Annotated in this window: 19 protein-coding genes; 4 read left to right on the forward strand and 15 right to left on the reverse strand. The window is 72.2% G+C overall.

Annotated features, from left to right (window positions below; all coding sequences use genetic code 11):
• A partial coding sequence (locus IE329_RS36425; protein WP_190215341.1) for a right-handed parallel beta-helix repeat-containing protein occupies positions 1-861 on the reverse strand: 861 nt, incomplete at its 3' end.
• 870 nt (positions 862-1,731) lie between these two features.
• Positions 1,732-3,264, reverse strand: coding sequence for a gluzincin family metallopeptidase (locus IE329_RS36430; RefSeq protein ID WP_190215342.1), 1,533 nt, complete (start codon positions 3,262-3,264; stop codon positions 1,732-1,734).
• A gap of 233 nt (positions 3,265-3,497) precedes the next feature.
• Here IE329_RS36430 and IE329_RS36435 point away from each other — a divergent pair, with 233 nt between their 5' ends.
• A complete protein-coding gene (locus IE329_RS36435; protein WP_373311410.1) occupies positions 3,498-3,839 on the forward strand; it encodes a Uma2 family endonuclease in 342 nt (113 codons plus the stop codon).
• Here the strand turns inward: IE329_RS36435 and IE329_RS36440 are convergent.
• Both IE329_RS36440 and pruA read right to left on the reverse strand, forming a co-directional pair.
• On the reverse strand, positions 3,764-4,693 hold the full coding sequence (locus IE329_RS36440; RefSeq protein WP_190215344.1) for a proline dehydrogenase family protein: 930 nt from the start codon (positions 4,691-4,693) through the stop codon (positions 3,764-3,766). The genes IE329_RS36435 and IE329_RS36440 overlap by 76 nt on opposite strands.
• Positions 4,694-4,816: 123 nt before the next feature.
• The gene (pruA, locus tag IE329_RS36445; RefSeq protein ID WP_190215345.1) at positions 4,817-6,445 is read right to left on the reverse strand and encodes an L-glutamate gamma-semialdehyde dehydrogenase; all 1,629 of its coding nucleotides are present in this window, start codon (positions 6,443-6,445) and stop codon (positions 4,817-4,819) included.
• A 259-nt stretch (positions 6,446-6,704) separates the two neighbouring features.
• Between pruA and IE329_RS36450 the strand changes: the two genes are divergently transcribed.
• Positions 6,705-8,324 (forward strand): PucR family transcriptional regulator, encoded by a 1,620-nt coding sequence (locus IE329_RS36450; RefSeq protein ID WP_229928046.1) that lies wholly within the window; start codon positions 6,705-6,707, stop codon positions 8,322-8,324.
• A gap of 65 nt (positions 8,325-8,389) precedes the next feature.
• Here the strand turns inward: IE329_RS36450 and IE329_RS36455 are convergent, their stop codons facing one another.
• Entirely contained in the window at positions 8,390-9,871 is a 1,482-nt protein-coding gene (locus tag IE329_RS36455; protein ID WP_190215346.1) for an alkaline phosphatase PhoX, read from the reverse strand.
• Between the two features lie 267 nt (positions 9,872-10,138).
• Positions 10,139-11,347, reverse strand: a complete 1,209-nt coding sequence (locus IE329_RS36460; protein WP_190215347.1) for a hypothetical protein — start codon at positions 11,345-11,347, stop codon at positions 10,139-10,141.
• 213 nt (positions 11,348-11,560) lie between these two features.
• Here IE329_RS36460 and IE329_RS36465 point away from each other — a divergent pair, with 213 nt between their 5' ends.
• Positions 11,561-12,004 (forward strand): VOC family protein, encoded by a 444-nt coding sequence (locus tag IE329_RS36465; protein ID WP_190215348.1) that lies wholly within the window; start codon positions 11,561-11,563, stop codon positions 12,002-12,004.
• A 139-nt stretch (positions 12,005-12,143) separates the two neighbouring features.
• On the opposite strand, the gene IE329_RS36470 is transcribed toward IE329_RS36465, so the two are convergent.
• Positions 12,144-13,775 carry a hypothetical protein gene (locus tag IE329_RS36470; protein ID WP_190215349.1) on the reverse strand — a complete coding sequence of 544 codons (1,632 nt, stop codon included), beginning with the start codon at positions 13,773-13,775 and terminating at the stop codon, positions 12,144-12,146.
• Positions 13,776-14,129: 354 nt separating this feature from the next.
• Between IE329_RS36470 and IE329_RS36475 the strand changes: the two genes are divergently transcribed.
• Positions 14,130-15,476 carry an MFS transporter gene (locus IE329_RS36475; RefSeq protein ID WP_190215350.1) on the forward strand — a complete coding sequence of 449 codons (1,347 nt, stop codon included), beginning with the start codon at positions 14,130-14,132 and terminating at the stop codon, positions 15,474-15,476.
• 220 nt (positions 15,477-15,696) lie between these two features.
• On the opposite strand, the gene IE329_RS36480 is transcribed toward IE329_RS36475, so the two are convergent.
• The 8 genes from IE329_RS36480 to IE329_RS36515 form a co-directional block, all read right to left on the reverse strand.
• The gene (locus IE329_RS36480; protein WP_030290234.1) at positions 15,697-16,026 is read right to left on the reverse strand and encodes a metal-sulfur cluster assembly factor; all 330 of its coding nucleotides are present in this window, start codon (positions 16,024-16,026) and stop codon (positions 15,697-15,699) included.
• 118 nt (positions 16,027-16,144) lie between these two features.
• Positions 16,145-16,597, reverse strand: a complete 453-nt coding sequence (gene sufU, locus IE329_RS36485) for a Fe-S cluster assembly sulfur transfer protein SufU (protein WP_073928864.1) — start codon at positions 16,595-16,597, stop codon at positions 16,145-16,147.
• Positions 16,598-16,620: 23 nt separating this feature from the next.
• The gene (locus tag IE329_RS36490) at positions 16,621-17,883 is read right to left on the reverse strand and encodes a cysteine desulfurase (protein ID WP_073929029.1); all 1,263 of its coding nucleotides are present in this window, start codon (positions 17,881-17,883) and stop codon (positions 16,621-16,623) included.
• Between the two features lie 26 nt (positions 17,884-17,909).
• Positions 17,910-18,674, reverse strand: a complete 765-nt coding sequence (gene sufC / locus IE329_RS36495) for a Fe-S cluster assembly ATPase SufC (protein WP_190215351.1) — start codon at positions 18,672-18,674, stop codon at positions 17,910-17,912.
• Positions 18,675-18,680: 6 nt separating this feature from the next.
• A complete protein-coding gene (locus IE329_RS36500; protein ID WP_073928866.1) occupies positions 18,681-18,998 on the reverse strand; it encodes a bifunctional 3-phenylpropionate/cinnamic acid dioxygenase ferredoxin subunit in 318 nt (105 codons plus the stop codon).
• Complete coding sequence (gene sufD, locus IE329_RS36505) at positions 18,998-20,230, reverse strand: Fe-S cluster assembly protein SufD (protein WP_190215352.1); 1,233 nt, start codon at positions 20,228-20,230, stop codon at positions 18,998-19,000. Before sufD ends, IE329_RS36500 begins: the two co-directional genes overlap by 1 nt.
• Positions 20,231-20,286: 56 nt before the next feature.
• The gene (gene sufB, locus IE329_RS36510; RefSeq protein WP_190215353.1) at positions 20,287-21,702 is read right to left on the reverse strand and encodes a Fe-S cluster assembly protein SufB; all 1,416 of its coding nucleotides are present in this window, start codon (positions 21,700-21,702) and stop codon (positions 20,287-20,289) included.
• Positions 21,699-22,553 carry a helix-turn-helix transcriptional regulator gene (locus tag IE329_RS36515; protein WP_190215354.1) on the reverse strand — a complete coding sequence of 285 codons (855 nt, stop codon included), beginning with the start codon at positions 22,551-22,553 and terminating at the stop codon, positions 21,699-21,701. Before IE329_RS36515 ends, sufB begins: the two co-directional genes overlap by 4 nt.
• Positions 22,554-22,567 lie beyond the last annotated feature (14 nt).

Consider the following 22,567-nt stretch of genomic DNA (forward strand, 5'->3'; position numbering starts at 1 on the left):
GGTGGAGCCGGCCGAGACCGAGATCTCCGCCTCGCCCCGGTGGGCGGCGTCGCACGGGGAGGGGTTGTACTGGGTCCGGGCCGGGTTGTCGGCCGTGATCACGTTGTTCTTGACGACCGCGCCCGGCGAGGCGCCGTCGATCAGCACGCTCTCCTGGCAGGAGTACGCGATGGTGTTGTTGGTGACGGCGAGCCCGGGACTGTCCTTGACCGTGACCGCCGAGGTGCTGGTGCGGTTGAAGTCGTTGGCGGTGACCAGGTTGTCGTGGGTGCCGGCGTCGAGCGCCACACCGATCCCGAAGAAGAACAGGCTGCGGCTGAGGGTGACGTGGTCGCTGGTGCCCGAGATCCGGACGTCCGCGGTGCCGTGGGTGTTGTCGAACCGGTTCTGGTCGACGGTGATCCGGGACGAGTCCGTGATGACGATCGGGTTCTGCTTGCCGGCGTGGTGGAAGCCCCGGATCACCACGTCGTGCACGCCGGAGAGGACGAAGCTGCTGGTCGTCCCGTCGCCGGACTGCAGCGAGGGCTGCTCGCTCCAGTCGTACACGATGGGTGCGCCCAGGAACGTGATCGGCTGCTCCGGGGTGCCGGAGCGGGTCAGCCGGATCTCGTCGTTGTTGTACGCCCTGCCGGTGGCGAGGACCTTGACGGTCTGACCCGGCTGCACGGCCTTGGCCGCGGCCGAGACGGTGCAGTAGGGCTGGGCGACGGTGCCGGTGCCGGAGTCGGAACAGTGCGAGTCCTTCGCGTTGTTCACGAGCAGGACGGTGGCGGCCGGGGCCGCCAGAGCAGGGGCTGGTAGCCCGAGGACGGCGATGGCCGCCGCCACGATCAAGCCGACGGAAAGACGCAGGCGCACGGTGTGAAGCTCCCCCTGGGAGAAACAGTGAAGATCAGCAGGTCAGCTTCTCATCACATCGTCTGCCCGTCGAGCCGGTTCCCCACAGGCTTCCGGACACCGACGCAGGATCAGATGCCGCACAGAACACGGCGATCCCATGAGGTGGGCCAAGGCTCACCGGGTCGGCTCCGCCATCCGTAACGGCATCGGCCAACCCCCTGCCCGACCGCGCCGGACAGGGGCCCGCGCCCGGCTCACTCCACCCCGAGCGCTGCCAGCCGTTCCCGCCAGCCCGGTCGCGCCCCGGTACCGGCCGCCCCGGCAAGGGCGCCGGCGCCGTGCCGCTGACGTGCCGCGCCCCGCTGCCGGCAGTGACTCGGTCCGGACCTGGCCGGTGGCACTGCGACGGCGGGCGCAGTGCAGCAGCCCGGCGGCGGCGAGCTGACGGCGCGCCCGGTCGGTGGTGATCCGGCCGCCGGAGAGGCCGGACGCCAGCTCGGTGACGGTGGTGGCCCTGGCCCGCACGGGCGGCAGGGCGAGCGCCCGGACCAGGAGCCGGAACGCGGAATCGGACAGACTTTCGTCCCACACGTGCGAGTTGGCGATCTGCGTGAAGGCGCGCGAAGGCGCGACAACATGCCTGAGCATCCTCAGTGGGCCTTTCCCGCTCGGCGGGCGAAGAGCTCGGCCGGGTGCGTCAACACCCGACCGGGCTCGCCCCGTTTCCGGCAGGGGCAACCCGATACGGCGGCAACGCACACCGATGACGAACCGTCAGAAGAACGTTCCGCATTCATACGACTACTGCGAGCAACGGGCGACGGACGACGGAGGCCGCCCGCGCCCAGGGGCACGGACGGCCTCGGTCCGACGAACCACGCGACCGGGTCAGCGGACCCCGGGGACGTAGGACCGCACCCAGGCCGCCCAGTCGGACTGGAACTGCTTCGGCGGCAGCCCGGTGGCCGTGGTGATCTGCTGCTCGTACGCCTTGGGGTTGGCGTAGTGCGCCGCCACGAAGGCGAACGCCTTGTCCTCGCCGTACTTCTGGGCCAGGTACTGGACGGCGAGGGCGCTCAGTGAGTAGTTCGCGGACCGGTCCTTCGCCGCGTCCGCGTAGAAGCCCAGGCTCTCCGGGAGCGTACCGCCGAACCGGTACCCCTGGAGCGTGGCCTTCGCGTCCGCCTTGAGGAGGTCCTCCTTGCCGCGGAAGGCCAGGTACTCGGCGAAGCCCTCGATGACCCACATCCGGGTGTCCTGGAGGCCCTCGACCAGGACGGTCTCGGTGCTGAGCAGCTCGACGGTGGCGTGGCCCATCTCGTGCCGGCCGATCTCGGCGACGCCGTTCTTCCAGTCGGGGCCGGTGAAGCGGCTCAGCGAGGTGTCCATCACGATCCGGGAGCCGCCCGACTCCTTGTCCTTGGAGGCCGAGAGCGGATCGTGCACCGGGATCGGCATGTTGACGCCGGCCTCCAGGCTGTCGTTCTCCCGCCCGTCGCCCCGGTAGAGCCGGTTGTAGACCTCGCGCTGCTTCTCCAGCACGATGAAGTAGCCGCGCGCGGTCTCCCGGCCTGCGGCGGGAGGCGGGCCGGACTTCTTCCACGCGTCCAGGTCGTCCTTGGCCGCCTGCGCCAGGATGTCGGCGTCCCGCTGGAGTTCGGCCGTCTGGCTCTTGTCCGAGACCACCACCAGGTGGTCGCGGGTCTCCACCGCGAGGTCCGGGTAGATGTCCCAAGGGCCCGGATAGAAGGTGTTGCCGGAGGCCTTGCCCTGGAGGTCCTTGGTGCCGCCCACCTCGGTGATCACCGGCGCGCCGACGCCCGGCTCGACCCGCCAGTTGTACGTCTCACCGACCGGCTTGCTGTCGACGCCCTTGATCTGGTGCACGAAGGTGACCCACATGTCACCGTTCAGCGGAGCGGCGAACTGCGGCTCCCAACTCGCCTGCTCCCAGGGAATCTTGACGAGATTACGGAAGAGCCCCCGCTGCTTCGCCTTCAACTCGTCGCTCTTGAACGGCTTGACGAACGCCTCTTCGTCCTTCGCCGCCAGCGCCGAGGTCATCGCCGCGGCGAGCTTCTCGTACGGGTTGTTGTTCTCCCCGCCGAGGTCCACCGGACCCGGACGGGTGGAGATGTGGTAGACGACGAACCCCGCCCCGAGCGCGATCAGCCCGAGGAACGTCCCCAGCACGATCAGGACCGCCTTCAGGCCACGCCTGCGCGGCCGTTCCGGCGGCGGCTGCCGACCGTACGGCTGTGACGGTTGCGGTACGCCGTACGGCTGCTGCGGCTGGCCGAACGGCGGCTGCGGGGCGGCCGGTTGGCCGTACGGCTGCGGCTGCTGCGGATAGCCGTAGGACTGCTGAGGCGGACCGTACGGCGGTGACTGGGCCTGGTTGGGCTGAGGCGGATACGACATGGGCTCCCCCGTAAGAAAACGAACACGCATTCTTAGCACGGGGCCAACAACGAACCACCAACGGAAACCCGGCAGCCGACGGTGGCTCAGCACCCGTCCGCCGGCTCCCCCTTCCGGGTGCGGGTCGCACTACGCCGGGCGGTGTCGCCGCTGGGCCGTAGGGCTCCGGGGCCTGCGCCTCCTCCGGGGCGCCCCGCCGTGGATGCGCCCCGCCGTGGATGGAGCCCGCCGGCGTGGCCATGGTCGCGGAGGTGACCGCCGGCCGGCCGGATCAGGACCGGATCGCCAAGCGGCACTGCTACGCCCGCGCCGGGATTCCGCTGCACCTGCTGATCGACCGCGACAAGTCGCAGGTCAGCGTCTTCGGAAAGCCGCAACGGGACGAGTGCACCGAAGTGCGTCTCGCCCCGTTCGGGGAATCACTCGCCCCGCCCGACCCGTTCGGGTTCGAGCTGGACACCAAGCCGTTCCTCCGAGCCGTCGGCCCCGCCGGGGGCGGTCAGCCCCGGGTGGCCATCGCGCGCAGGAAGAAGGTCAGGTTGGCCGGGCGCTCGGCCAGCCGGCGCATGAAGTAGCCGTACCACTCCTGGCCGTACGGGAGGTAGACCCGCATGGTGTTGCCCTCGGCGGCCAGCCGCAGCTGCTCCTCCGGGCGGATGCCGTAGAGCATCTGGTACTCGAAGCTGTCGCGCTTGCGGCCGTTCCACTCGGCCAGCTGGCCGGCGATCTTGATCATGTTGGGGTCGTGCGAGGCCACCATCGGGTAGCCCTGGCCGGCCATCAGGACCTTCAGCGCGCGGACGTACGCGAGGTCCACCTCGCGCTTGCCCTGGAAGGCGACCGACTCGGGCTCCTTGTAGGCGCCCTTGCAGAGCCGCACCCGCGAACCCTCGGCCGCGAACTCCTTGCAGTCCTCCTCGGTGCGCCGCAGGTAGGCCTGGAGGACGACGCCGAGCCACGGGTAGTCGGCGCGCAGCTCGCGGGCGATCGACAGGGTGGAGTCCGTGGTGGTGTGGTCCTCCATGTCCAGGGTGACCATGGTGCCGGCGTCGGCGGCCGCCGCGCAGATCCGGCGGGCGTTCTCCAGCGCGATCTTCTCGCCGTCGACCGGCAGGAACTGGCCGACCGCCGAGAGCTTGACCGAGACCTCGGCGCCGGCCGCCAGGCCGGTGTCCTTGAGGGCGGTCAGCAGGTGCTCGTACGCCTCGGCGGTGCCGGCGGCCTGGGCCGCGTCCTTGGTGTCCTCACCGAGGTGGTCCAGGGTGACCGTGCGGCCGGTGGCCACCAGGTCGTCGCAGGCGGTGACCGCGTCGTCGAGCAGCTCGCCGGCGACGAAGCGCTCGACGATCGCGTGGGTCGGGGGGAACTTCTCGACGACGGTGCGCACCTGCGGGGAGCGGGAGGCGGCGAGGAGGGCGGAACGGAGCATCGGTACTCCTGGAACTGGTTCTTCAGCGGTGGCGGGGGGCCGGGACGGCGGCCAGGGGGGTTGGGCCGCCGCCCCGGGTGAGGGGCGGCACGGGGGAGAGGCGCCCCTCGTCTTGGAGGGGTGTCAGCCCATGTGCGGGTAGCGGTAGTCCGTCGGCGGGACGAAGGTCTCCTTGACCGAGCGGGTCGAGGTCCACCGGGTGAGGTTCTGCTTGGCGCCGGCCTTGTCGTTGGTGCCGGAGGCCCGGCCGCCGCCGAAGGGCTGCTGGCCGACCACGGCACCGGTCGGCTTGTCGTTGATGTAGAAGTTGCCGGCCGCGAACCGCAGCTTGTGCATGGCGTCCTGGGCGGCCGCGCGGTCCTGGGCGATGATCGCGCCGGTCAGGCCGTACGGGGAGGCCGACTCCATCTGCGCGAGCATCTCGTCGTACTTCTCGTCCTCGTAGACGTGCACGGCGAGGATCGGGCCGAAGTACTCGTCGCGGAAGTACTCGGCGGCCGGGTCCGAGCAGACCAGCACGGTCGGGCGGACGAACCAGCCCACCGAGTCGTCGTACGTGCCGCCGGCCAGCACCTCGACCGAGGGGTCGGCCTGGGCGCGGTCGATGGCGGCCTTGTTCTTGGCGAACGCGCGCTCGTCGATCACGGCGCTCATGAAGTTCGACAGGTCGGTGACGTCGCCCATGGTCAGGCCCTCGACCTCGGCGCGGAACTCGTCCTTCAGGCCGGCCCAGAGGGAGGCCGGGACGTACGCGCGGGAGAGCGCGGAACACTTCTGGCCCTGGAACTCGAAGGCGCCGCGGGTCATCGCGGTGCGCAGCACGTCCGGGTGCGCGGACGGGTGGGCGACCAGGAAGTCCTTGCCGCCGGTCTCGCCGACGATCCGCGGGTAGGTGCGGTAGCCGGCGATGTTGTTGCCGACCTCGCGCCACAGGTGCTGGAAGGTCGCGGTGGAGCCGGTGAAGTGGATGCCGGCCAGCGCCGGGTGCTTGAGGGCGACCTCGGAGACGGCCAGGCCGTCGCCGGTGACCATGTTGATGACGCCCTTGGGCAGGCCCGCCTCCTCCAGCAGCTGCATCAGCAGGTGCGCGGAGAACTGCTGGGTGGGGGACGGCTTCCAGAGCACCACGTTGCCCATCAGCGCCGGCGCGGTCGGCAGGTTGCCGGCGATGGCGGTGAAGTTGAACGGGGTGATCGCGTAGACGAAGCCCTCCAGCGGGCGGTGGTCGCTGCGGTTCCACACGCCGTCCGAGGAGACCGGCTGCTCGGCCAGGATCTGCCGGGCGAAGTGCACGTTGAAGCGCAGGAAGTCGACCAGCTCGCAGGGGGTGTCGATCTCGGCCTGCTGGGCGGTCTTCGACTGGCCGAGCATGGTGGCGGCGGCCAGCGTCTCGCGCCAGGGGCCGGCCAGCAGGTCGGCGGCCTTGAGGAAGATCGCGGCGCGGGAGTCGAAGGAGAGCGCCTGCCAGGCCGGGGCCGCGGCGAGGGCGGTGTCGACGGCGTCCTGCGCGTCCTCGCGGGTCGCGTTGCGCAGGGTGCCGAGCCGTGCCGCGTGGTTGTGCGGCTGGACGACGTGGATCTCGGCGCCGCCACCCATCCGGCGCTCACCGTTGATCGTCATGGTCAGCTGGACCGGCTCCTGGCCGCCCAGCTCCTTCAGCTTGGCCTCCAGGCGGGCCCGTTCCGGGCTGCCGGGGGCGTAGCTGTGGACCGGCTCGTTCACCGGCGCGGGGACCTGGGTCACAGCATCCATGGCGCGCGCTCTCCTTCGGGTCATGGGGGACGCCGGTGCGGGTCGCGCACCGGCCTGATCCGAAAGGTATGCCGCCACGGGACCCGACTTGATTGGCCGGACGGCTAAAATCATCCGTACGGCATTGTCCGAGCCGACGAAGGAGGCCCTGGGTGCGTGCCCGCAGAGCACCGCTGACCGCGAACCCGGTGACCGGCCCGGCGCCCCACCCGGCGGCCGGCCCGTGCGCGGACCCGGTCACGGCCCCGGCGGCGAAGCGGTGACCGAGCCGGCCCCCGGCACCGGAATCACGCTGCGCCAACTGCTGATGTCGCTCGGCGAACCGCTGGTCGAACTGCAGGCCGCCCCCGCCGGGCTGGACGTCCCCGTCCGGGACGTCGCGATCCTCGACCCGGAGGACCAGGCCACCGCCGCCGCCGGCGAGCTCGTGCTGGCCATCGGCGCCCGCGGCCGCGCCGCCCTGCCCGCCCTGCGCGCCGCCGGCCGCGCCCGGGCCGCCGCCGTCGCCGTGAAACTGGACGCCCCCGGCCAGGCCGACGCCCTGCGGGAGGCCGCCACCGAAGCCGGCGTCGCCCTGCTCTCCGTCCGCCGGGAGACCCGCTGGGAGCACCTGGACTCGCTCGCCCGGGTGATCATCTCGGGCCCGGACGCCCCCGACCCCGACGGGCCGGGCGCCGGCGACCTCTTCTCCCTCGCCCAGACGGTCGCCGTGCTGACCGGCGGGATCGTCTCCATCGAGGACACCTCCAGCCGCGTCCTCGCCTACTCCCGCTCCTCCGACTCCGACGAGGTGGACGACCTGCGGCGGCTGTCCATCCTGGGCCGGCAGGGCCCCGAGCCCTACCTCGCCAAGCTCCGCGAGTGGGGCGTCTTCCAGCAGCTGCGCGCCTCCGAGGGGGTCATCCCGGTCGACCCGCACCCCGACCTCGGGATCCGCCGCCGGCTGGCCATCGGCATCCGGGCCGGCGCCCAGCCGCTGGGCACCATCTGGGTCCAGGAGGGCGCCCAGCCGCTCGCCCCGCTGGCCGAACAGGCCCTGGTCGGGGCGGCCCGGGTCGCCGCGGCGCAGCTGGTGCGCCGGCGCCGGGAGGTCTCCGCCGACGTCCGGCTGACCCAGACCCTGCTCACCGGCCTGCTGGAGGGCTCCACCGGCCCGCAGTCCCTCGCCACCCACCTCGGCCTGGACCTGCGCCGCCCGGCCACCGTCCTGGCGTACGCCGCCGGCTCGCCGTCCGAGGGCGCCGACCTGGAGCTGACCCGCGCCGAGGTGACCGGCCTGATCTCGGTGCACACCGCCGCCCGGCACCGCGGCGCGCTGCTCGCCCCGGTCGAGTCCCGGGTCTACGTCCTGCTCCCCGAGCTGCCCGCCGGCCTGCCGATGTCGACCGTCCGCAGCTGGGCCCAGGAGGTGGTGGAGGCCGCCCGGGACCATCTCGGGGTGCCGCTGCGGGCCGCCATCGGCAGCACCGTGGACGGCCTGGCCGCCGTCCCCGACTCACGCGCGCAGGCCGACCGGATCCTGGACGCGATGCGGCGCGGCGGCGTCGACCTGGAGGTGGCGGCGCTGATCGACGTCCAGGCGCAGGTCCTGGTCAGCGAGATGCTGGCACTGCTGCAGGAGCGCACCGGCCTGCGCGACCCCCGGCTGACCGCGCTCACCGACTACGACCGCCGGCACGGCACCCGGCTCGCCGAGTCCGTCCTGGCCTGGCTGGACGCGCTGGGCGAGGTGCGGGTGGCCGCGCAGGCGCTGCACATCCACCCCAACACCCTGCGCTACCGGGTGCGCCGGGCCGAGCAGCTGACCGGCATCGACCTGGCCCAGCCCCAGCAGCGGCTGCTGGCGATGCTCCAGCTGCGGCTCCCCGCCGAGGACTGAGCCGCCCGGGGAACGCCGGCGGCCCGCCGGGTCCCCCCGACGGGCCGCCGTGCTCACCGCTGCGGTCAGGCGCCGTAGCCCTGGCCGCGGTGGTGCTCGTTCAGCCGGTGCCACGGGCCGGTGATGGCGAGCTGGATGCCCGGCACCTGGATGTTGGCGAAGAGCGTCTTGCCGTCGTCCGAGAAGGTCACCCCGGTGAACTCGCTGAACTCCGGCTTCTCCGCGGTGCCGATGTTCAGGTCGTTGCGGGCGATCGGGTAGGTCAGGCCGTCCTCGGTCGCGCCGAACAGGTGGCTGACGCCCTCGCCGTCCTCGGCGATCACGATGCCGCCGTACGGCGAGACGGTGATGTTGTCCGGGCCGTCGTAGTTGTCGTGGTCGCCGAACACGTCGGTGTTCACGCCGAGCAGCACCTTGAGGGTGATGGTGCGGCGGACGGGGTTGTAGAACCACACCTGGCCGTCGTGCTGCAGCGGGCTCTCCGAGCGGGCGAAGCTGGAGACGAAGTGGAAGCCGCCGTCACCCCACCACATGCCCTCCAGCTTGCGGGCGCGGGTCACCTCGCCGTCCTTGAACTGCTTGCGGACGGAGACGGTCTTGGCGTCGCGGTCCTCGACCTTGACCCAGTCCACGCCGTACGTGGTGCCGACCTTGGTGGCGCGCGACAGGTCGTCGATGAACTTGCCCTGCGAGTCGAAGACCTTGAAGGCCTCCAGCACGCCGGCGTCGGCGGCGAGCGAGCGCAGCTTGTAGCGGCCGTGCTTGAAGCCGGCCGGCGGGGTCCAGCGGAAGAGCAGTCCGTTCGGGTTGGACGCGTCCTCGGTCAGGTACACGTGGCCGCGCTTCGGGTCCACCACGACGGCCTCGTGCGCGTAGCGGCCGAAGGCCTTCACCGGCTGCGGGTCACGGTTGTAGTCGTTGTCGAAGGGGTCGACCTCGAAGATGTAGCCGTGGTCCTTGGTGAAGCCGTTCTTGCCGGCCTTGTCCTCGGTCTCCTCGCCGCTCAGCCAGGTGCCCCACGGGGTCACGCCGCCCGCGCAGTTGGTGGCGGTGCCGGCGATGCCGACCCACTCCTCGACCGTGCCGTTGGCCTTGGCGTGCACCACGGTGCAGCCGCCGGCCGCGCCCGGGTCGTAGACGTGACCCTCGGTCAGCGGCACCGGGTTCGGCCAGTTGGCGCGGGCGCCGCCCAGCTCGTGGTTGACGACGAGCAGGTTGCCGCCGCGCTCGTCCTCGAAGGCGGAGGTCCCGTCGTGGTTGCTCGGGGTGAACTCACCGGTCTTCAGCTTGGTGACACCGGCGCGGGTGATCACCTTGTACTTGAAGCCCTGGGGCAGCGCCAGCAGGTTCTCCGGGTCGGCGACCAGCGGGCCGTAGCCGACCGCGGCACGCTCGGCGTCGGCGGTCTCGGCGGCCTGCGCCTCCCCACCGGCCGGGGCGGCGATCGCGCCCGGGGCGGTGGCCAGCGCCTCGGCGCTGCCCGCGATCAGCACACCGGCGCCGACGAGGGTGGAACGGTTGACGAAGTCCCGGCGGGACAGCGACATGGCAGTCACTCCTGAGGGTTGGCCGTCCGCCCGGCGGAATCCCCGGTGCGCGGCGAGCTGGTGTCGAGAAGGAACGTCGACGCCGAGCAGACTGTGCCCCGCGGGTGAACCTCAGGTGAATCCGACACCGCGTCGGAGTGGTCATTTGCCGACCGTATCCGAACGCATGACTCGCACTTTGCCAAACGCCTCGGGACACCCCGGCCCCGGGCGCCCGCACCGCCGACCCGGCGGCCGCCGCGGACGCCCCGTCAGCCGGGCGCCGGGTCAGCGGATGCTGCGCTCCAGCCGCCACTGCTCCCAGGCGGACAGCCAGACCTGCTCGGCCAGCCGGCGGGCGGCGCCGCCCGGCCCGTCCTCGGCGGTCCGGTCCGGCCCGCCCTGCCACAACTGCTCCCAGGCCCGTTGGGCGGGCAGGCTCGGCACCTCGCTGGCGAACACGGTGTACCGGACGACCTCCTCCACGGCGTCCCGGCCGTCCGGCGTGCCGACCGCCCAGTCGGTGTTCCGGGCCAGCCTGGTCAAGTGGTTGACCATCGCGGCCACCGCCTCGGCGGCCTCCTCCCGGGTCTCCGAGGCCAGCCTCATCTGCTGGCGCACGGCGGCCTCCCAGCGGACGGCGCCGACCTCGCCGCGCAGCCGGCGGGGCAGCCGCGGGGTACGCCGGGCGCGCACCTGCGCGTCGATCGCCATCGACTCGGCGATGTTGTGCTCGATCAGCTCCCGGTGTGCCTCCAGCCCGACGGCGGGGGCGAGTTCACGCTCCTCCACCGGGACGTCCTGGCCGCGCCGGGCGGCCAGCCGGCGCATCAGCTCGGTGCGGCCGAGGATGTAGCGCTCGAAGTCCTCGATCCTGGCCAGCTCGACCGCGCCCGGCGGCACCCCCCGGCCGCAGACCGTGACGGTCAGCCCGTCCACCCGCAGCCGGCCGGCCCAGACCGCCCCGGCGTCCAGCAGCGGACCGGCCGCGAGGCCGGCCCCCGGGACGGCCTCGGGACGGCGGTCCTCGTGGATCTGCAGCGCGCGGGGCTCGCCCTCCACGGTGATCCACTCGCGCAGCGCCCGGACGACGCCGGGGCCGTCGCCCTCGTCGATGCCGAGCTGCTCGTAGAGGCGGTCCCGTTCGTCCTCGACCACGTCCTCCAGCTCCGGCAGCGGGTCGCCGTGCTCGGCGCCCGGCCGGTAGGTGCGCACGCTCAGGTAGGGGCCGTCGGCCGAGGTCCAGTCGCCGGAGCGGACCTCCACCCAGCTGAGTTCGCCGTCGCAGCTCTCGAAGGCGGCCAGGGCCTCGCTGTGCAGCGGCGCGTCCTCGGCCGCCCGCGCGCGCAGGAGCCGGTCCGCGGTGACCGGGCAGGCGAACCGCCCCACCCCGAACACCGGGAAGTCCGCCTCCGCGATCGTCCGGCGGGAGAACGCCTCCTGGCCGGCGTAGCGGTCGTCCGGGTCCTGGGGCCTGCTTCCGCTCTCTCGCATCATGTCCCGCCGCACCCCCGTGTCCTCGCCGTACCCGCCTGTGGCCCGCCCGGCGGTCCGGCCACCCGGCCGGCGCCCGCGCGACGCCCGCCCAACTTTACGACGGGCCGACCTGCCGGGTCATCAGCCGCCCCCGGACGACCGGCCCGGGGCCCGGCCGCGACGCACCGGCCGCGTTCCGGACGCCCTGTCAGTCGCCGTGCCTACCCTGGCGGCATGACAGCATCCAACGAGTTCCCGGCCCGTATCAGCATCGTCACCCTCGGGGTCGCCGACCTCGACCGCAGCGCCGGCTTCTACGAGCGCCTCGGCTGGCGCCGCTCGGCCAAGTCCAGCCCCGAGATCGTCTGGTTCCGCACCGCCGACTCCGTCCTCGGCCTGTTCCCGTACGAGGAGCTGGCCGCCGACGCGGGCGTCCCCGCCACCGGCGAGCCGTCCTTCCGGGGGGTGACCCTCGCGGTGAACCTGGAATCACCCGAACGGGTGGACGCGGCGCTGAAGGTCGCGGTGGAGGCCGGCGCCACGGTGGTCAAGCCGCCGGCCGCCACCTCCTGGGGCGGCTACTCCGGCTACTTCGAGGACCTGGACGGGCACCTGTGGGAGCTGGCCCACAACCCGTTCTTCCCCTTCACCGAGACCGGCCAGCTCGACCTCGCCTAGGCCGGCGGCCCCGCACCACCGCCCACGCCCGCACCGCCCACGCGCATGCACGGCACCCGGCCCCGCACGGCGGCCGCCGCGGCCGGGCCGGAGCCGTGCGCGGGACCGGACGGGGGCCCGGTGGCTCCGGGCCCGGCGCCTAGTTCTTCGAGCGGGCCTTGAACGCGGCCTTCCGGGCCTCCTTGGCGACCTGCCGGTCCAGGTGCAGCTCCCCGACCGCGTCCAGCACGTCCGCCGTGTTCGGGTGGTCCACCCGCCACAGCTCGCCGAAGTAGCTGGCCGGGTTGTCCGTCACCGGCAGCCCGGTGACCAGGTCGCGCAGGGTGCCGGCGTCGCCGCCGCTGTCCAGCAGGTGGGCCGCGAAGGTGTCCACCACCGTCCAGAGCACCATCGGCCGCTCGGGCGCCGGTACGTCCGCGGCGCCCGCGGCCGCCAGCCAGGCCCTGGCCGCGCCGCCCAGCTCCGGGTCGTCCAGCACCTCCCGGACGGCGGGCTCGGCGGGGCTGCCCAGCTGGTCCAGCGCCAGCCGGCAGAGCAGCCGCCGCAGCGGGGCGTAGGTGTCGGTGCCGCGCGCCGCCGCCAGCAGTTCGCGCGCGGCCGGCAGCGGCTCCCGCCCGTCCAGCCACTCGCGGATCTCCTCCTCGGGCAGCACGTTGGCGGACTCGGCCACCGCGGTGAGCAGTTCGGCCGCGTCGCCCTGGGCCAGCTCGCCGACCAGCGGGGCGTCGTAGCCGTCCTCCAGCAGCCACTGCCGGACGGCGTAGACCCCGAGCGGGGTCAGCCGGACCAGCCCGAACCGGGCCGACTCGGCCTCGTCCAGCGGCTCGTCGCCGGCCGGCGCGGGCGTCTCGCCGTCCTCCTCGTCGAAGAGCTCCGGGTCGATCGGGCGGTAGGCGAGCAGGCCCAGCTCGGCGAGGTCGCCGAGCATCGGGTCCAGCGCCACCATCACGTCGGTGATGTCGCCGAGCAGCTCCTCGCTCGGCTCCTCCCCCTCGGGCACGACCAGCAGCGCGGCCAGCACCCCGAGCGGCACGGTCTCGGTGCCCGGCTCGGCGAACGCGGTGGTCTCGTAGAGCACCTGGAGGGCCTCGTCCAGCAGCTCGGCGGCGGCGTCCCGGGACTCCTCGACCTCGGCCAGCCGGGCCTCGTCCTCCTCCGAGCCCTCCTCGGCCTCGTCCTCCTCCTCGCCCTCGGCGGGCAGCGAGTCGGCCTCGGCGGCCAGCTCGCGGACGATGCCGGCGGCGGTCAGCCACAGCTCCAGGACGGTCTCCGGGTCCCCCTGCTCGGCGGGCTCCAGGTCCGGCCCCGGGATCGCCACGTGCTCGCCGGCCGCGGTGGTGCCGATCTCCACGAGGTCCAGGTCGCAGGCCAGCGACCAGGCCCGCATCGCCTCGACGACCTCCTCCTCGGCCACCTCGCCCTCGGCCGCGGCCAGGCCCAGCAGCCGGGCGGCGGGCTCGCGGTCCGCCTCGGTCAGGTCGCCGAACTCGTCCACCGCCCGGTGCGGGGCCGTCCAGCGGGACAGCTTCAACGCGTAGCCGAGCATCGGGACGGCCAGCGCCTCGGCCGTCAGCTCCTGCTCCGAGGGCAGCCGGACGGGCGGCACCAGGACGGCGGCGTCGTCGAGGTCCTCGTCGTCCGCACCGTGCGCGGCGAAGGCGCCGTAGAGGTCCTCCAGGGCGAAATCGGCGGGCAGCAGGCTCTCGGCAGGGTGTTCGCCGGGCCCGGTCGCCGACGGGTTGTCAGGATTCTTGCGACGTCGTCCGGCCATGGTGTGCGCGTTCTCCCTACAGAGACCTGTCAGCCAACCGGTCCAGCCTCTGCTGTGTGTACCGGCCTATCGGCCCAGCGTATCTGCCGGGCACCGTCGATGCCCCGCCTCCAGGGGCGCGCGCCGCAGCGTGCGCCGACCGCGTATCCTTCGACGGGCGCCGCGCACACCCCGCGCGCGCCCCCGGGCAACGAAGCCCACCCCATCCCCCAAGCCCGTACGGGCGGCGGGGCCCACGCACACCCGCTCCGCCAGGGAGCCCCGCACCGAGGCCACCACCAGAGCGCCGCAGGACGGGCGCATCGGCACACCCCGCCGACCCATGGTGGCGCCCGGCCACAGGAGACCCCTGCCATGGCGGACCTCTCCCCCGCCGGCTCCGGCCTGCCCTCCGCGCCCTTCCCCGGGCGCCACGGCAACGGACGCCTGCTCTCGGAGGCCTTGCTCCCGCTGGAGCTCGCACCACGCACACAGCTCCAGCTCGCCGCCGTCAGCCGCTGGAACGCGGTACGCGGCATCCGCGTCGGCCTCTGTGCCGCCGCTCTCCTGCTCCTCCTGATCGGCGCCAACCTGGCCACCCCGATCTACCCGTACCTGCAGTCCCGGCTCGGCCTGACCGCGCTGGACACCACGGTCCTGTTCACCGTCTACGTCTTCGCGCTCGTCCCGGTGCTCGCCGCCGTGGGCCACTGGTCCGACCTGCTGGGACGGCGGGCGCTGATCCTCCCGGCCGTGGCCCTGGCCGCCGGCGGGGACGCGGTCTTCGCGACCGCCGGGAGCTTCTGGCAGCTGGCCGCCGGCCGCGCCGTCCAGGGCATCGCGGTCGGCATGTCCACCGGCGCCGCCGGCGCGGCCCTCGGCGACCTGCTGCCCGAGCGCCCGACCCTGGCCGCCAAGCTCACCCTGGCCTGCTCGGCCGGTGGCGTGGCGCTCGGCCCGATCGTCGGCGCCACGCTGTCGGGCGGCCCGAACCCGCTGCTCACGCCCTTCCTGGTGCACGCCGTGGCGCTGCTCGCGCTGTGCGTGCCGCTGGCCCTGGTGCACCCCCGGATGCCCGGCCGCCGGCGCCCGCCCGCCTCGCCGCCGCGCGTCACCACCCCTGCGCACCTGCGTCCGCGCCGCCTCGCCCTGCCCGCGCGCGGCCGCCGGGAGTTCCTGCTCGCGGCCGGCGCCGGCTTCGTCTCGTACGCGGTCTTCGGCGTCTACCTCAGCCTCGCCCCGGCGTTCTCCGCCAAGCTGCTGCACAGCGGCTCGCACCTGACCGGCGCGGTGGTCGCGGCGCTGCTGCTCGGCTCCTCGGCCGCCGTCCAGCTGCTGGTGCCGCCCACCTCGGACCGGCTGGTGATCGCGCTCGGGATGACCGGCCTCGCGGCCGGGCTGGGCCTGGTGGTCGCCGCCCAGTACACCGGCACGCCGGCGCTGCTGTTCATCGGCAGCGTGCTCGGCGGCGCCTGCCAGGGGGTGGCCTTCCGCTCGCTGTTCACCAGCGCGGTCGCCGCGATGGACCCGGAGCGCAGGGGCGGCGAGCTGAGCACCCTGTGGGTGATCGTCTACCTCGGCAGCTCGCTGCCGATCGTCGCGGTCGGCGCGCTGACCCAGCGCTACGGCCTGCTGCCGGCCGTCAGCGGCTTCGCGGCGGTCGCGGCGCTGGCCTGCGTGGCCCTCACCGCCGGCGTGCTGCGCTCCGGCCGGCCCTCCTAGGCCCGGGCCACGGCGCGCCGGGCCTGGCCGCGGCGCGCCGGCCGGCGCGGCCCGGAGGCTCCCGGTGGCCGGGGTGTCCTCAGGACGCCCCGGCCCCCGTCCTCCCGGCCACCTGCTGCACGGCGGCCGTGAAAGCGGCCGGGACCGGGCGCGGGCGGAAACGACACTGCCGCGCGGACCCGAAGGTCCGCGCGGCAGAGGTACGACCGGGTGCCGGTGCTCAGACGTTGAAGCCGAGCGCGCGCAGCTGCTCGCGGCCGTCGTCGGTGATCTTGTCCGGGCCCCACGGCGGCATCCAGACCCAGTTGATCCGCAGGTCCTGGACGAGGCCGTCGGTGGCGGTCTTCGCCTGGTCCTCGATGACGTCGGTCAGCGGGCAGGCCGCCGAGGTGAGCGTCATGTCGATGGTCGCCACGTCGGACTCGTCGATGTGGATGCCGTAGATCAGGCCCAGGTTGACCACGTCGATGCCCAGTTCGGGGTCGACGACGTCCATCAGCGCCTCGGTGAGGTCCTCGACGGAGACGGTGCCCGCCGTGGTGCCGACGATGACCGTCGGACCCTCGGTGGCGACGGTCTCCGCGGGGGCGTCGGCAGCCGGGGAGGCCGCCTCCGGGGCCGTGGTGCTGGTCTCGGTGTCACTCATACGTGTGTCCTCCTCTGCTGCTTCAGTCGTTGACGGCGGGGTGCTGCGCGAGCGCCTGGGCGGTGGCGTCCTTCCAGGCCATCCAGCTCAGCAGCGCGCACTTCACCCGTGCCGGGTACTTCGAGACGCCGGCGAACGCGACCGCGTCCTCCAGCACCTCCTCGTCGCCCTCGCCCTGGCCCTTGCTCTGCATCAGCTCCAGGAAGGCCTCCTGGATCAGCTGGCCCTCGCCGACGGTCTTGCCGACCACCAGGTCGTTCAGCACCGAGGCGCTGGCCTGGCTGATCGAGCAGCCCTGGGACTCGTAGCTGATGTCCGCGACGGTCGAGCCGTCCAGCCGCACCCGCAGGGTGATCTCGTCACCGCAGGTCGGGTTGACGTGGTGCACCTCGGCGTCGCCGTCCCGCAGCCCCTTGCCGTGGGGGTTGCGGTAGTGGTCCAGGATGATCTCCTGGTACATCGAGTCGAGCTTCATGCCCGCGGCTCCCTTCCGGTGCCTCAGCCGAAGAAGTTCCGGACGTGGTGCAGGCCGTCGACGAGGGCGTCGACATCGGCCGGCGTCGAGTACAGGTAGAACGACGCCCGGGTGGTCGCCGGGATGCCGTACCTCAGGCAGACCGGCCGTGCGCAGTGGTGGCCGACGCGCACGGCGATGCCCTGCTCGTCCAGCACCTGGCCCACGTCGTGCGGGTGGATGTCGCCCAGCACGAAGGAGATCGCGGCGCCGCGGTCGACCGCCGACCGGGGGCCGATGATCCGCAGGTCCGGGATCTCCAGCAGCCGCTCGACGGCGTACTCGGTGATCGCGTGCTCGTGCGCGGCGATCCGCTCCATGCCGATGGCCGACAGGTAGTCGATGGCCGCACCGAGCCCGACCGCCTGCGCGATCGGCGGGGTGCCCGCCTCGAACTTGTGCGGCGCCGGGGCGTAGGTGGACGAGCCCATCGTGACGGTCTCGATCATCTCGCCGCCGCCGAGGAACGGCGGGAGGTCCTCCAGCAGCTCCTGGCGGCCCCAGAGGACGCCGATGCCGGTCGGGGCCAGCATCTTGTGGCCGGTGAAGGCGACGAAGTCGGCCTCCAGCGCCTGGACGTCCAGCACCATGTGCGGGGCGGCCTGCGAGGCGTCGATCAGCACCAGGGCGCCGACCGCCTGGGCGCGGCGGACGATCGCCTCGACCGGGTTGACGGTGCCCATCAGGTTGGAGACCAGCGTGAACGAGACGATCTTCGTCTTCTCGTTGATCAGCTCGTCGAGGTTGGACAGGTCGAGCCGGCCCTCGTCGGTCAGCCCGAACCACTTCAGCTTCGCGCCGGTGCGCTGCGAGAGCAGCTGCCACGGGACGATGTTGGAGTGGTGCTCCATCTCGGTGATGACGATCTCGGCGTCGGCGTCGACCTTGTACGGCTCGTCCGCCCAGCCCAGCATGTTGGCGACCAGGTTGAGCGACTCCGAGGCGTTCTTGGTGAAGATCACCTCGTCCCGGCTCGGCGCGTTGATGAACGCCGCGACCTTGTCACGCGCGCCCTCGTACAGTGCCGTGGCCTCCTCGGCCAGGACGTGGACACCGCGGTGCACGTTGGCGTTGTGCCGCTCGTAGTACGCGTTGAGCGCGTCCAGCACCTGACGGGGCTTCTGCGAGGTCGCCGCGTTGTCGAGGTAGACCAGCGGCTTGCCGTCGTGCAGCACCCGCTGCAGGATCGGGAAGTCCTTGCGGAGCGAGTCGCCGAACTCCTGCGCCTCGGCCAGCGGACCGGTCAGCGCACGCGCCGAGCCAGAATCGATTGTCACTCGGAAGCGCCACCCTTCACGTAGGACGCGTAGCCCTCGTTCTCCAGCTTGTCGGCCAGCTCCGCGCCGCCGGACTCGACGATGCGGCCGGCCGAGAAGACGTGGACGTAGTCGGGCTTGATGTACTTCAGGATGCGGGTGTAGTGCGTGACCAGCAGGGTGCCGACCTCGCCGCTGGAGGCGACCCGGTTGATGCCCTCGGAGACCTGGCGCAGCGCGTCGACGTCCAGGCCGGAGTCGGTCTCGTCGAGGATCGCGATCTTCGGCTTGAGCAGCTCCAGCTGGAGGATCTCGTGGCGCTTCTTCTCGCCGCCGGAGAAGCCCTCGTTGACGTTGCGCTCGGCGAAGGCCGGGTCCATGTGCAGGGCGGCCATCGCCTCCTTGACCTCCTTCACCCACAGCCGCAGCTTGGGGGCCTCGCCGCGGACGGCGGTGGCGGCGGTGCGCAGGAAGTTGGAGACCGAGACGCCGGGGACCTCGACCGGGTACTGCATGGCCAGGAAGACGCCGGCGCGGGCGCGCTCGTCGACGGTCATGTCGAGCACGTTCTCGCCGTCGAGCAGCACCGAGCCGCTGGTCACGGTGTACTTCGGGTGACCCGCCAGCGAGTACGCGAGGGTCGACTTGCCGGAGCCGTTCGGACCCATGATCGCGTGGGTCTCGCCCTGCTTCACGGTCAGGTCGACGCCGCGGAGGATCTCGCGCGGGCCGTTCTCGGCCTCGACGGAGACGTGCAGGTCACGGATTTCAAGCGTTGCCATGGGGACTCAGGACTCCTGGTTGACGGAGACGAGCACATCGTCCCCTTCGATCTTTACGGGGTAGACAGGGACCGGCTTGGTGGCGGGCAGGCCCGAGGGCTTGCCGGAGCGCAGGTCGAAGCTGGAGCCGTGCAGCCAGCACTCGATCATGCAGTCCTCGACCTCGCCCTCCGAGAGCGACACGTTGGCGTGCGAGCAGATGTCGTTGATCGCGAACACCTCGCCCTCGGTACGGACGATCGCGACCGGGACACCGTTGAGGTCCACACGCTTGGGCTCGTCCTCGGCCAGGTCGCTGAGCGAACAGGCGCGGAGAAAGCTCATCAGACGTTCGCTTCCAGCTCGGCCTCGATCTTCTCCAGCAGGTGGTCCTGGATCTCGGCGACGCCGATCTGCTGGACCAGCTCGGCGAAGAAGCCGCGGACCACCAGGCGGCGGGCCTCCTCGGCCGGGATGCCGCGCGCCTGGAGGTAGAAGAGCTGCTCGTCGTCGAAGCGGCCGGTCGCCGAGGCGTGGCCGGCGCCGACGATCTCGCCGGTCTCGATCTCCAGGTTCGGGATCGAGTCGACCCGGGCGCCGTCGGTGAGCACCAGGTTGCGGTTGTGCTCGTAGGTGTCGGTGCCCTCGGCGGCGGCGCGGATCAGCACGTCGCCGACCCAGACCGCGTGCGCGTCCTTGCCCTGCAGGGCGCCCTTGTAGACCACGTTGGAGCGGCAGTGCGGGGTGTCGTGGTCGATGACCAGACGGTGCTCCAGGTGCTGGCCGGCGTCCGCGAAGTACAGGCCGAACAGGTCGGCCTCGCCGCCGGGGGCGGCGTAGGTGACCCGCGGGTGGATCCGGACGACGTCGCCGCCGAAGGTGACCACGACGGACTTCAGCGAGGCGTCCCGGCCGACCAGCGCGGTCTGCTGGGCGATGTGCACCGCGTCGCGGTCCCAGTCCTGGACCGAGACGAAGGTCAGCTTGGCGCCGTCGCCGACCAGCAGCTCGACGTTGGCGGCCCGGGTGCCGGTACCCGTGTGGTTGATCACCACGACGGCCTCGGCGAACGGCTTGACGTCGATCACCACGTGGGCGAAACGGGTTCCGCCCTCGCCGTGCACGTCGATCTTCACCGGCTCGGTGAGCACCGTCTCCTTGGGGACGGTGACGACCAGCGCCTGCTCGAAGGAGCTGTACGCCTGCGCGGCGACCCGGTCGACCGGCTTGCCGGCCTTGCCCAGACGGTCGTCGTCGCGGCCCACCTGCTCGGCGGTGACGCCGTCCGGCAGGCCCAGCTCCACCTTGTCCACGCCCGAGGCGTTGGCGGCGGCGGTGCCGTCGTGCAGCCCGGCCAGGCGGTGCAGCGGGGTGAACCGCCAGTCCTCCTCGCGGCCGGTGGGCACCGGGAAGTCGTTCACGTCGTACGAGGGCTTGACCGTGACGCGGGCGTCGATCGGCTGCTGGACACTCGCGCGGCCCGTGCCCGGGCCGGCCAGCTTCTCGCCGGCGCCGGACGTGCCGACCTCGATGGACCCGGCGGTCGTGGAGCCGGTGCTGTTGTTGACGTCAGCCATGGCTGTCGTGTTGCTCTCTTCCTGAAAGTTCTCGACTGGACTTCGCGCGGCTGACGTCAGCCGACGGAGCCCTCCATCTGAAGCTCGATCAGCCGGTTCAGCTCCAGCGCGTACTCCATCGGGAGCTCACGGGCGATCGGCTCGACGAAGCCACGGACGATCATCGCCATCGCCTCGAACTCGGTCATGCCCCGGCTCATCAGGTAGAAGAGCTGGTCCTCGCTGACCTTGGAGACGGTGGCCTCGTGGCCCATCGACACGTCGTCCTCGCGGACGTCCACGTACGGGTAGGTGTCCGAGCGGGAGATGGTGTCCACCAGCAGCGCGTCGCAGAGCACGTTGGACTTGGCGCCCTTGGAGCCCTCGCCGATCTCGATCAGGCCGCGGTACGAGGTCCGGCCACCGCCGCGCGCCACCGACTTGGAGACGATGTTCGAGGAGGTGTTCGGCGCCATGTGCACCATCTTGGCGCCGGCGTCCTGGTGCTGGCCCTCGCCGGCGAAGGCGATCGACAGCGTCTCGCCCTTGGCGTGCTCGCCCATCAGGTAGACGGCCGGGTACTTCATGGTGACCTTGGAACCGATGTTGCCGTCGATCCACTCCATGGTCGCGCCCTCGTACGCCACGGCGCGCTTGGTGACCAGGTTGTAGACGTTGTTCGACCAGTTCTGGATCGTCGTGTAGCGGCAGCGGCCGCCCTTCTTGACGATGATCTCGACCACGGCGCTGTGCAGCGAGTCCGAGGAGTAGATCGGCGCGGTGCAGCCCTCGACGTAGTGGACGTAGGCGTCCTCGTCGACGATGATCAGCGTCCGCTCGAACTGGCCCATGTTCTCGGTGTTGATCCGGAAGTAGGCCTGCAGCGGGATCTCCACGTGGACGCCCTTGGGCACGTAGATGAAGGACCCGCCGGACCACACGGCCGTGTTCAGCGCGGCGAACTTGTTGTCGCCGGCCGGGATGACCGTGCCGAAGTACTCCTCGAAGATCTCCGGGTGCTCCTTGAGCGCGGTGTCCGTGTCCATGAAGATCACACCCTGAGCCTCGAGCTCTTCGTTGATCTGGTGGTAGACCACCTCGGACTCGTACTGCGCGGCGACACCGGCGACCAGGCGCTGCTTCTCCGCCTCCGGGATGCCCAGCTTGTCGTAGGTCGCCTTGATGTCGGCGGGCAGGTCCTCCCAGGACTCCGCCTGCTTCTCGGTCGACCGCACGAAGTACTTGATGTTGTCGAAGTCGATGCCGGTGAGGTCGGAGCCCCAGGTCGGCATGGGCTTCTTGCCGAAGAGCTTCAGGCCCTTGAGACGCAGGTTCAGCATCCAGTCGGACTCGGACTTCTTCGAGGAGATGTCGCGCACGACCTCTTCGCTGAGGCCGCGCTTGGCCGCGGCGCCGGCCGCGTCCGGGTCCGACCAGCCGTACTCGTAGGTGCCCAGGCCTTCGAGCTCCGGGTGCGAAACGATGTCAGTCATGCGAGGTTCCTCCGCGCGGACGCAGGTTCCGGATCAGTGAGTGGCGTACCGGCAGTCGGCACTGCACCGGGCGTCCGCGGCTTCGCGGGCGACGATGCGGCACCGGATGCCGGCACATAGGTGGTGCAGACCCCGTCGCCATGGGCGATCGTGGCCAGCCGTTGCACATGGGTGCCCAGGAGCTGGGAGAAGAACTCGGTCTCCGCCTCGCAGAGCTGCGGGAACTGCTCGGCGATGTGCGCGACCGGGCAGTGGTGCTGGCAGAGCTGAGCGCCCGCCGGGCTGTTCGAGGCCGTCGCGGACGGCACCCGCCGCACGGTGGCAGCGTACCCGTCGGCACTGAGGGCCTGCGCGAGTGCCTCGGTCCGCTGGTCGGCCGAGGCCTGCTCCAGCGCTCCGAGGTACCTCTCGCCCTGCTTGCCGAAGCGGGCCCGGGCGAAGGCGGCGACCGCCTCCTCGCCCGCCTTGCCGCCGCCCACCGCGTCGGAGATCCAGCGCAGTGCGTCGGCGGCCAGCTGGTCGTACGCCTGGTAGAAGGCGTCCCGGCCGGACTCGGTGAGGCCGAAGACCTTGGCCGGACGGCCCCGGCCCCGGCTGCCGTAGACCCGCTGCTCGCGGGACTCGACCAGGCCGGCGGCGGCCAGGCCGTCCAGGTGACGGCGGACGGCGGCGGCCGTGAGGCCGAGCCGGCTCGCCAGGTCGGCGGCGGAGGAGGGGCCGTGGTCGAGGATCGAACGGGCGACCCGGTCACGGGTGGCCCGGTGGCCCTCCAGCAGCACCTCGGCCGCCGTTTCGGGCACGGCACAGCCGGGGGCCGACTCGGCCTCCTGCTGCTGGTTCCGTTCCCGCATGTTTTTCACAACAC

The organism is Kitasatospora indigofera (assembly GCF_014655955.1).
In the GTDB taxonomy this organism is placed as follows: Bacteria; Actinomycetota; Actinomycetes; order Streptomycetales; family Streptomycetaceae; genus Kitasatospora; species Kitasatospora indigofera.

Coding starts and splice junctions, on each gene's coding strand:
- sufC (WP_190215351.1), bottom strand. CDS start 18,674: ATGGCAACGCTTGAAATCCGTGACCTGCACGTCTCCGTCGAGGCCGAG.
- IE329_RS36515 (WP_190215354.1), bottom strand. CDS start 22,553: ATGCGGGAACGGAACCAGCAGCAGGAGGCCGAGTCGGCCCCCGGCTGT.
- IE329_RS36500 (WP_073928866.1), bottom strand. CDS start 18,998: ATGAGCTTTCTCCGCGCCTGTTCGCTCAGCGACCTGGCCGAGGACGAG.
- sufB (WP_190215353.1), bottom strand. CDS start 21,702: ATGACTGACATCGTTTCGCACCCGGAGCTCGAAGGCCTGGGCACCTAC.
- IE329_RS36470 (WP_190215349.1), bottom strand. CDS start 13,775: ATGGCCGGACGACGTCGCAAGAATCCTGACAACCCGTCGGCGACCGGG.
- IE329_RS36430 (WP_190215342.1), bottom strand. CDS start 3,264: ATGTCGTATCCGCCTCAGCCCAACCAGGCCCAGTCACCGCCGTACGGT.
- IE329_RS36440 (WP_190215344.1), bottom strand. CDS start 4,693: ATGCTCCGTTCCGCCCTCCTCGCCGCCTCCCGCTCCCCGCAGGTGCGC.
- IE329_RS36465 (WP_190215348.1), top strand. CDS start 11,561: ATGACAGCATCCAACGAGTTCCCGGCCCGTATCAGCATCGTCACCCTC.
- IE329_RS36455 (WP_190215346.1), bottom strand. CDS start 9,871: ATGTCGCTGTCCCGCCGGGACTTCGTCAACCGTTCCACCCTCGTCGGC.
- IE329_RS36460 (WP_190215347.1), bottom strand. CDS start 11,347: ATGATGCGAGAGAGCGGAAGCAGGCCCCAGGACCCGGACGACCGCTAC.
- pruA (WP_190215345.1), bottom strand. CDS start 6,445: ATGGATGCTGTGACCCAGGTCCCCGCGCCGGTGAACGAGCCGGTCCAC.
- sufU (WP_073928864.1), bottom strand. CDS start 16,597: ATGAAGCTCGACTCGATGTACCAGGAGATCATCCTGGACCACTACCGC.
- IE329_RS36475 (WP_190215350.1), top strand. CDS start 14,130: ATGGCGGACCTCTCCCCCGCCGGCTCCGGCCTGCCCTCCGCGCCCTTC.
- sufD (WP_190215352.1), bottom strand. CDS start 20,230: ATGGCTGACGTCAACAACAGCACCGGCTCCACGACCGCCGGGTCCATC.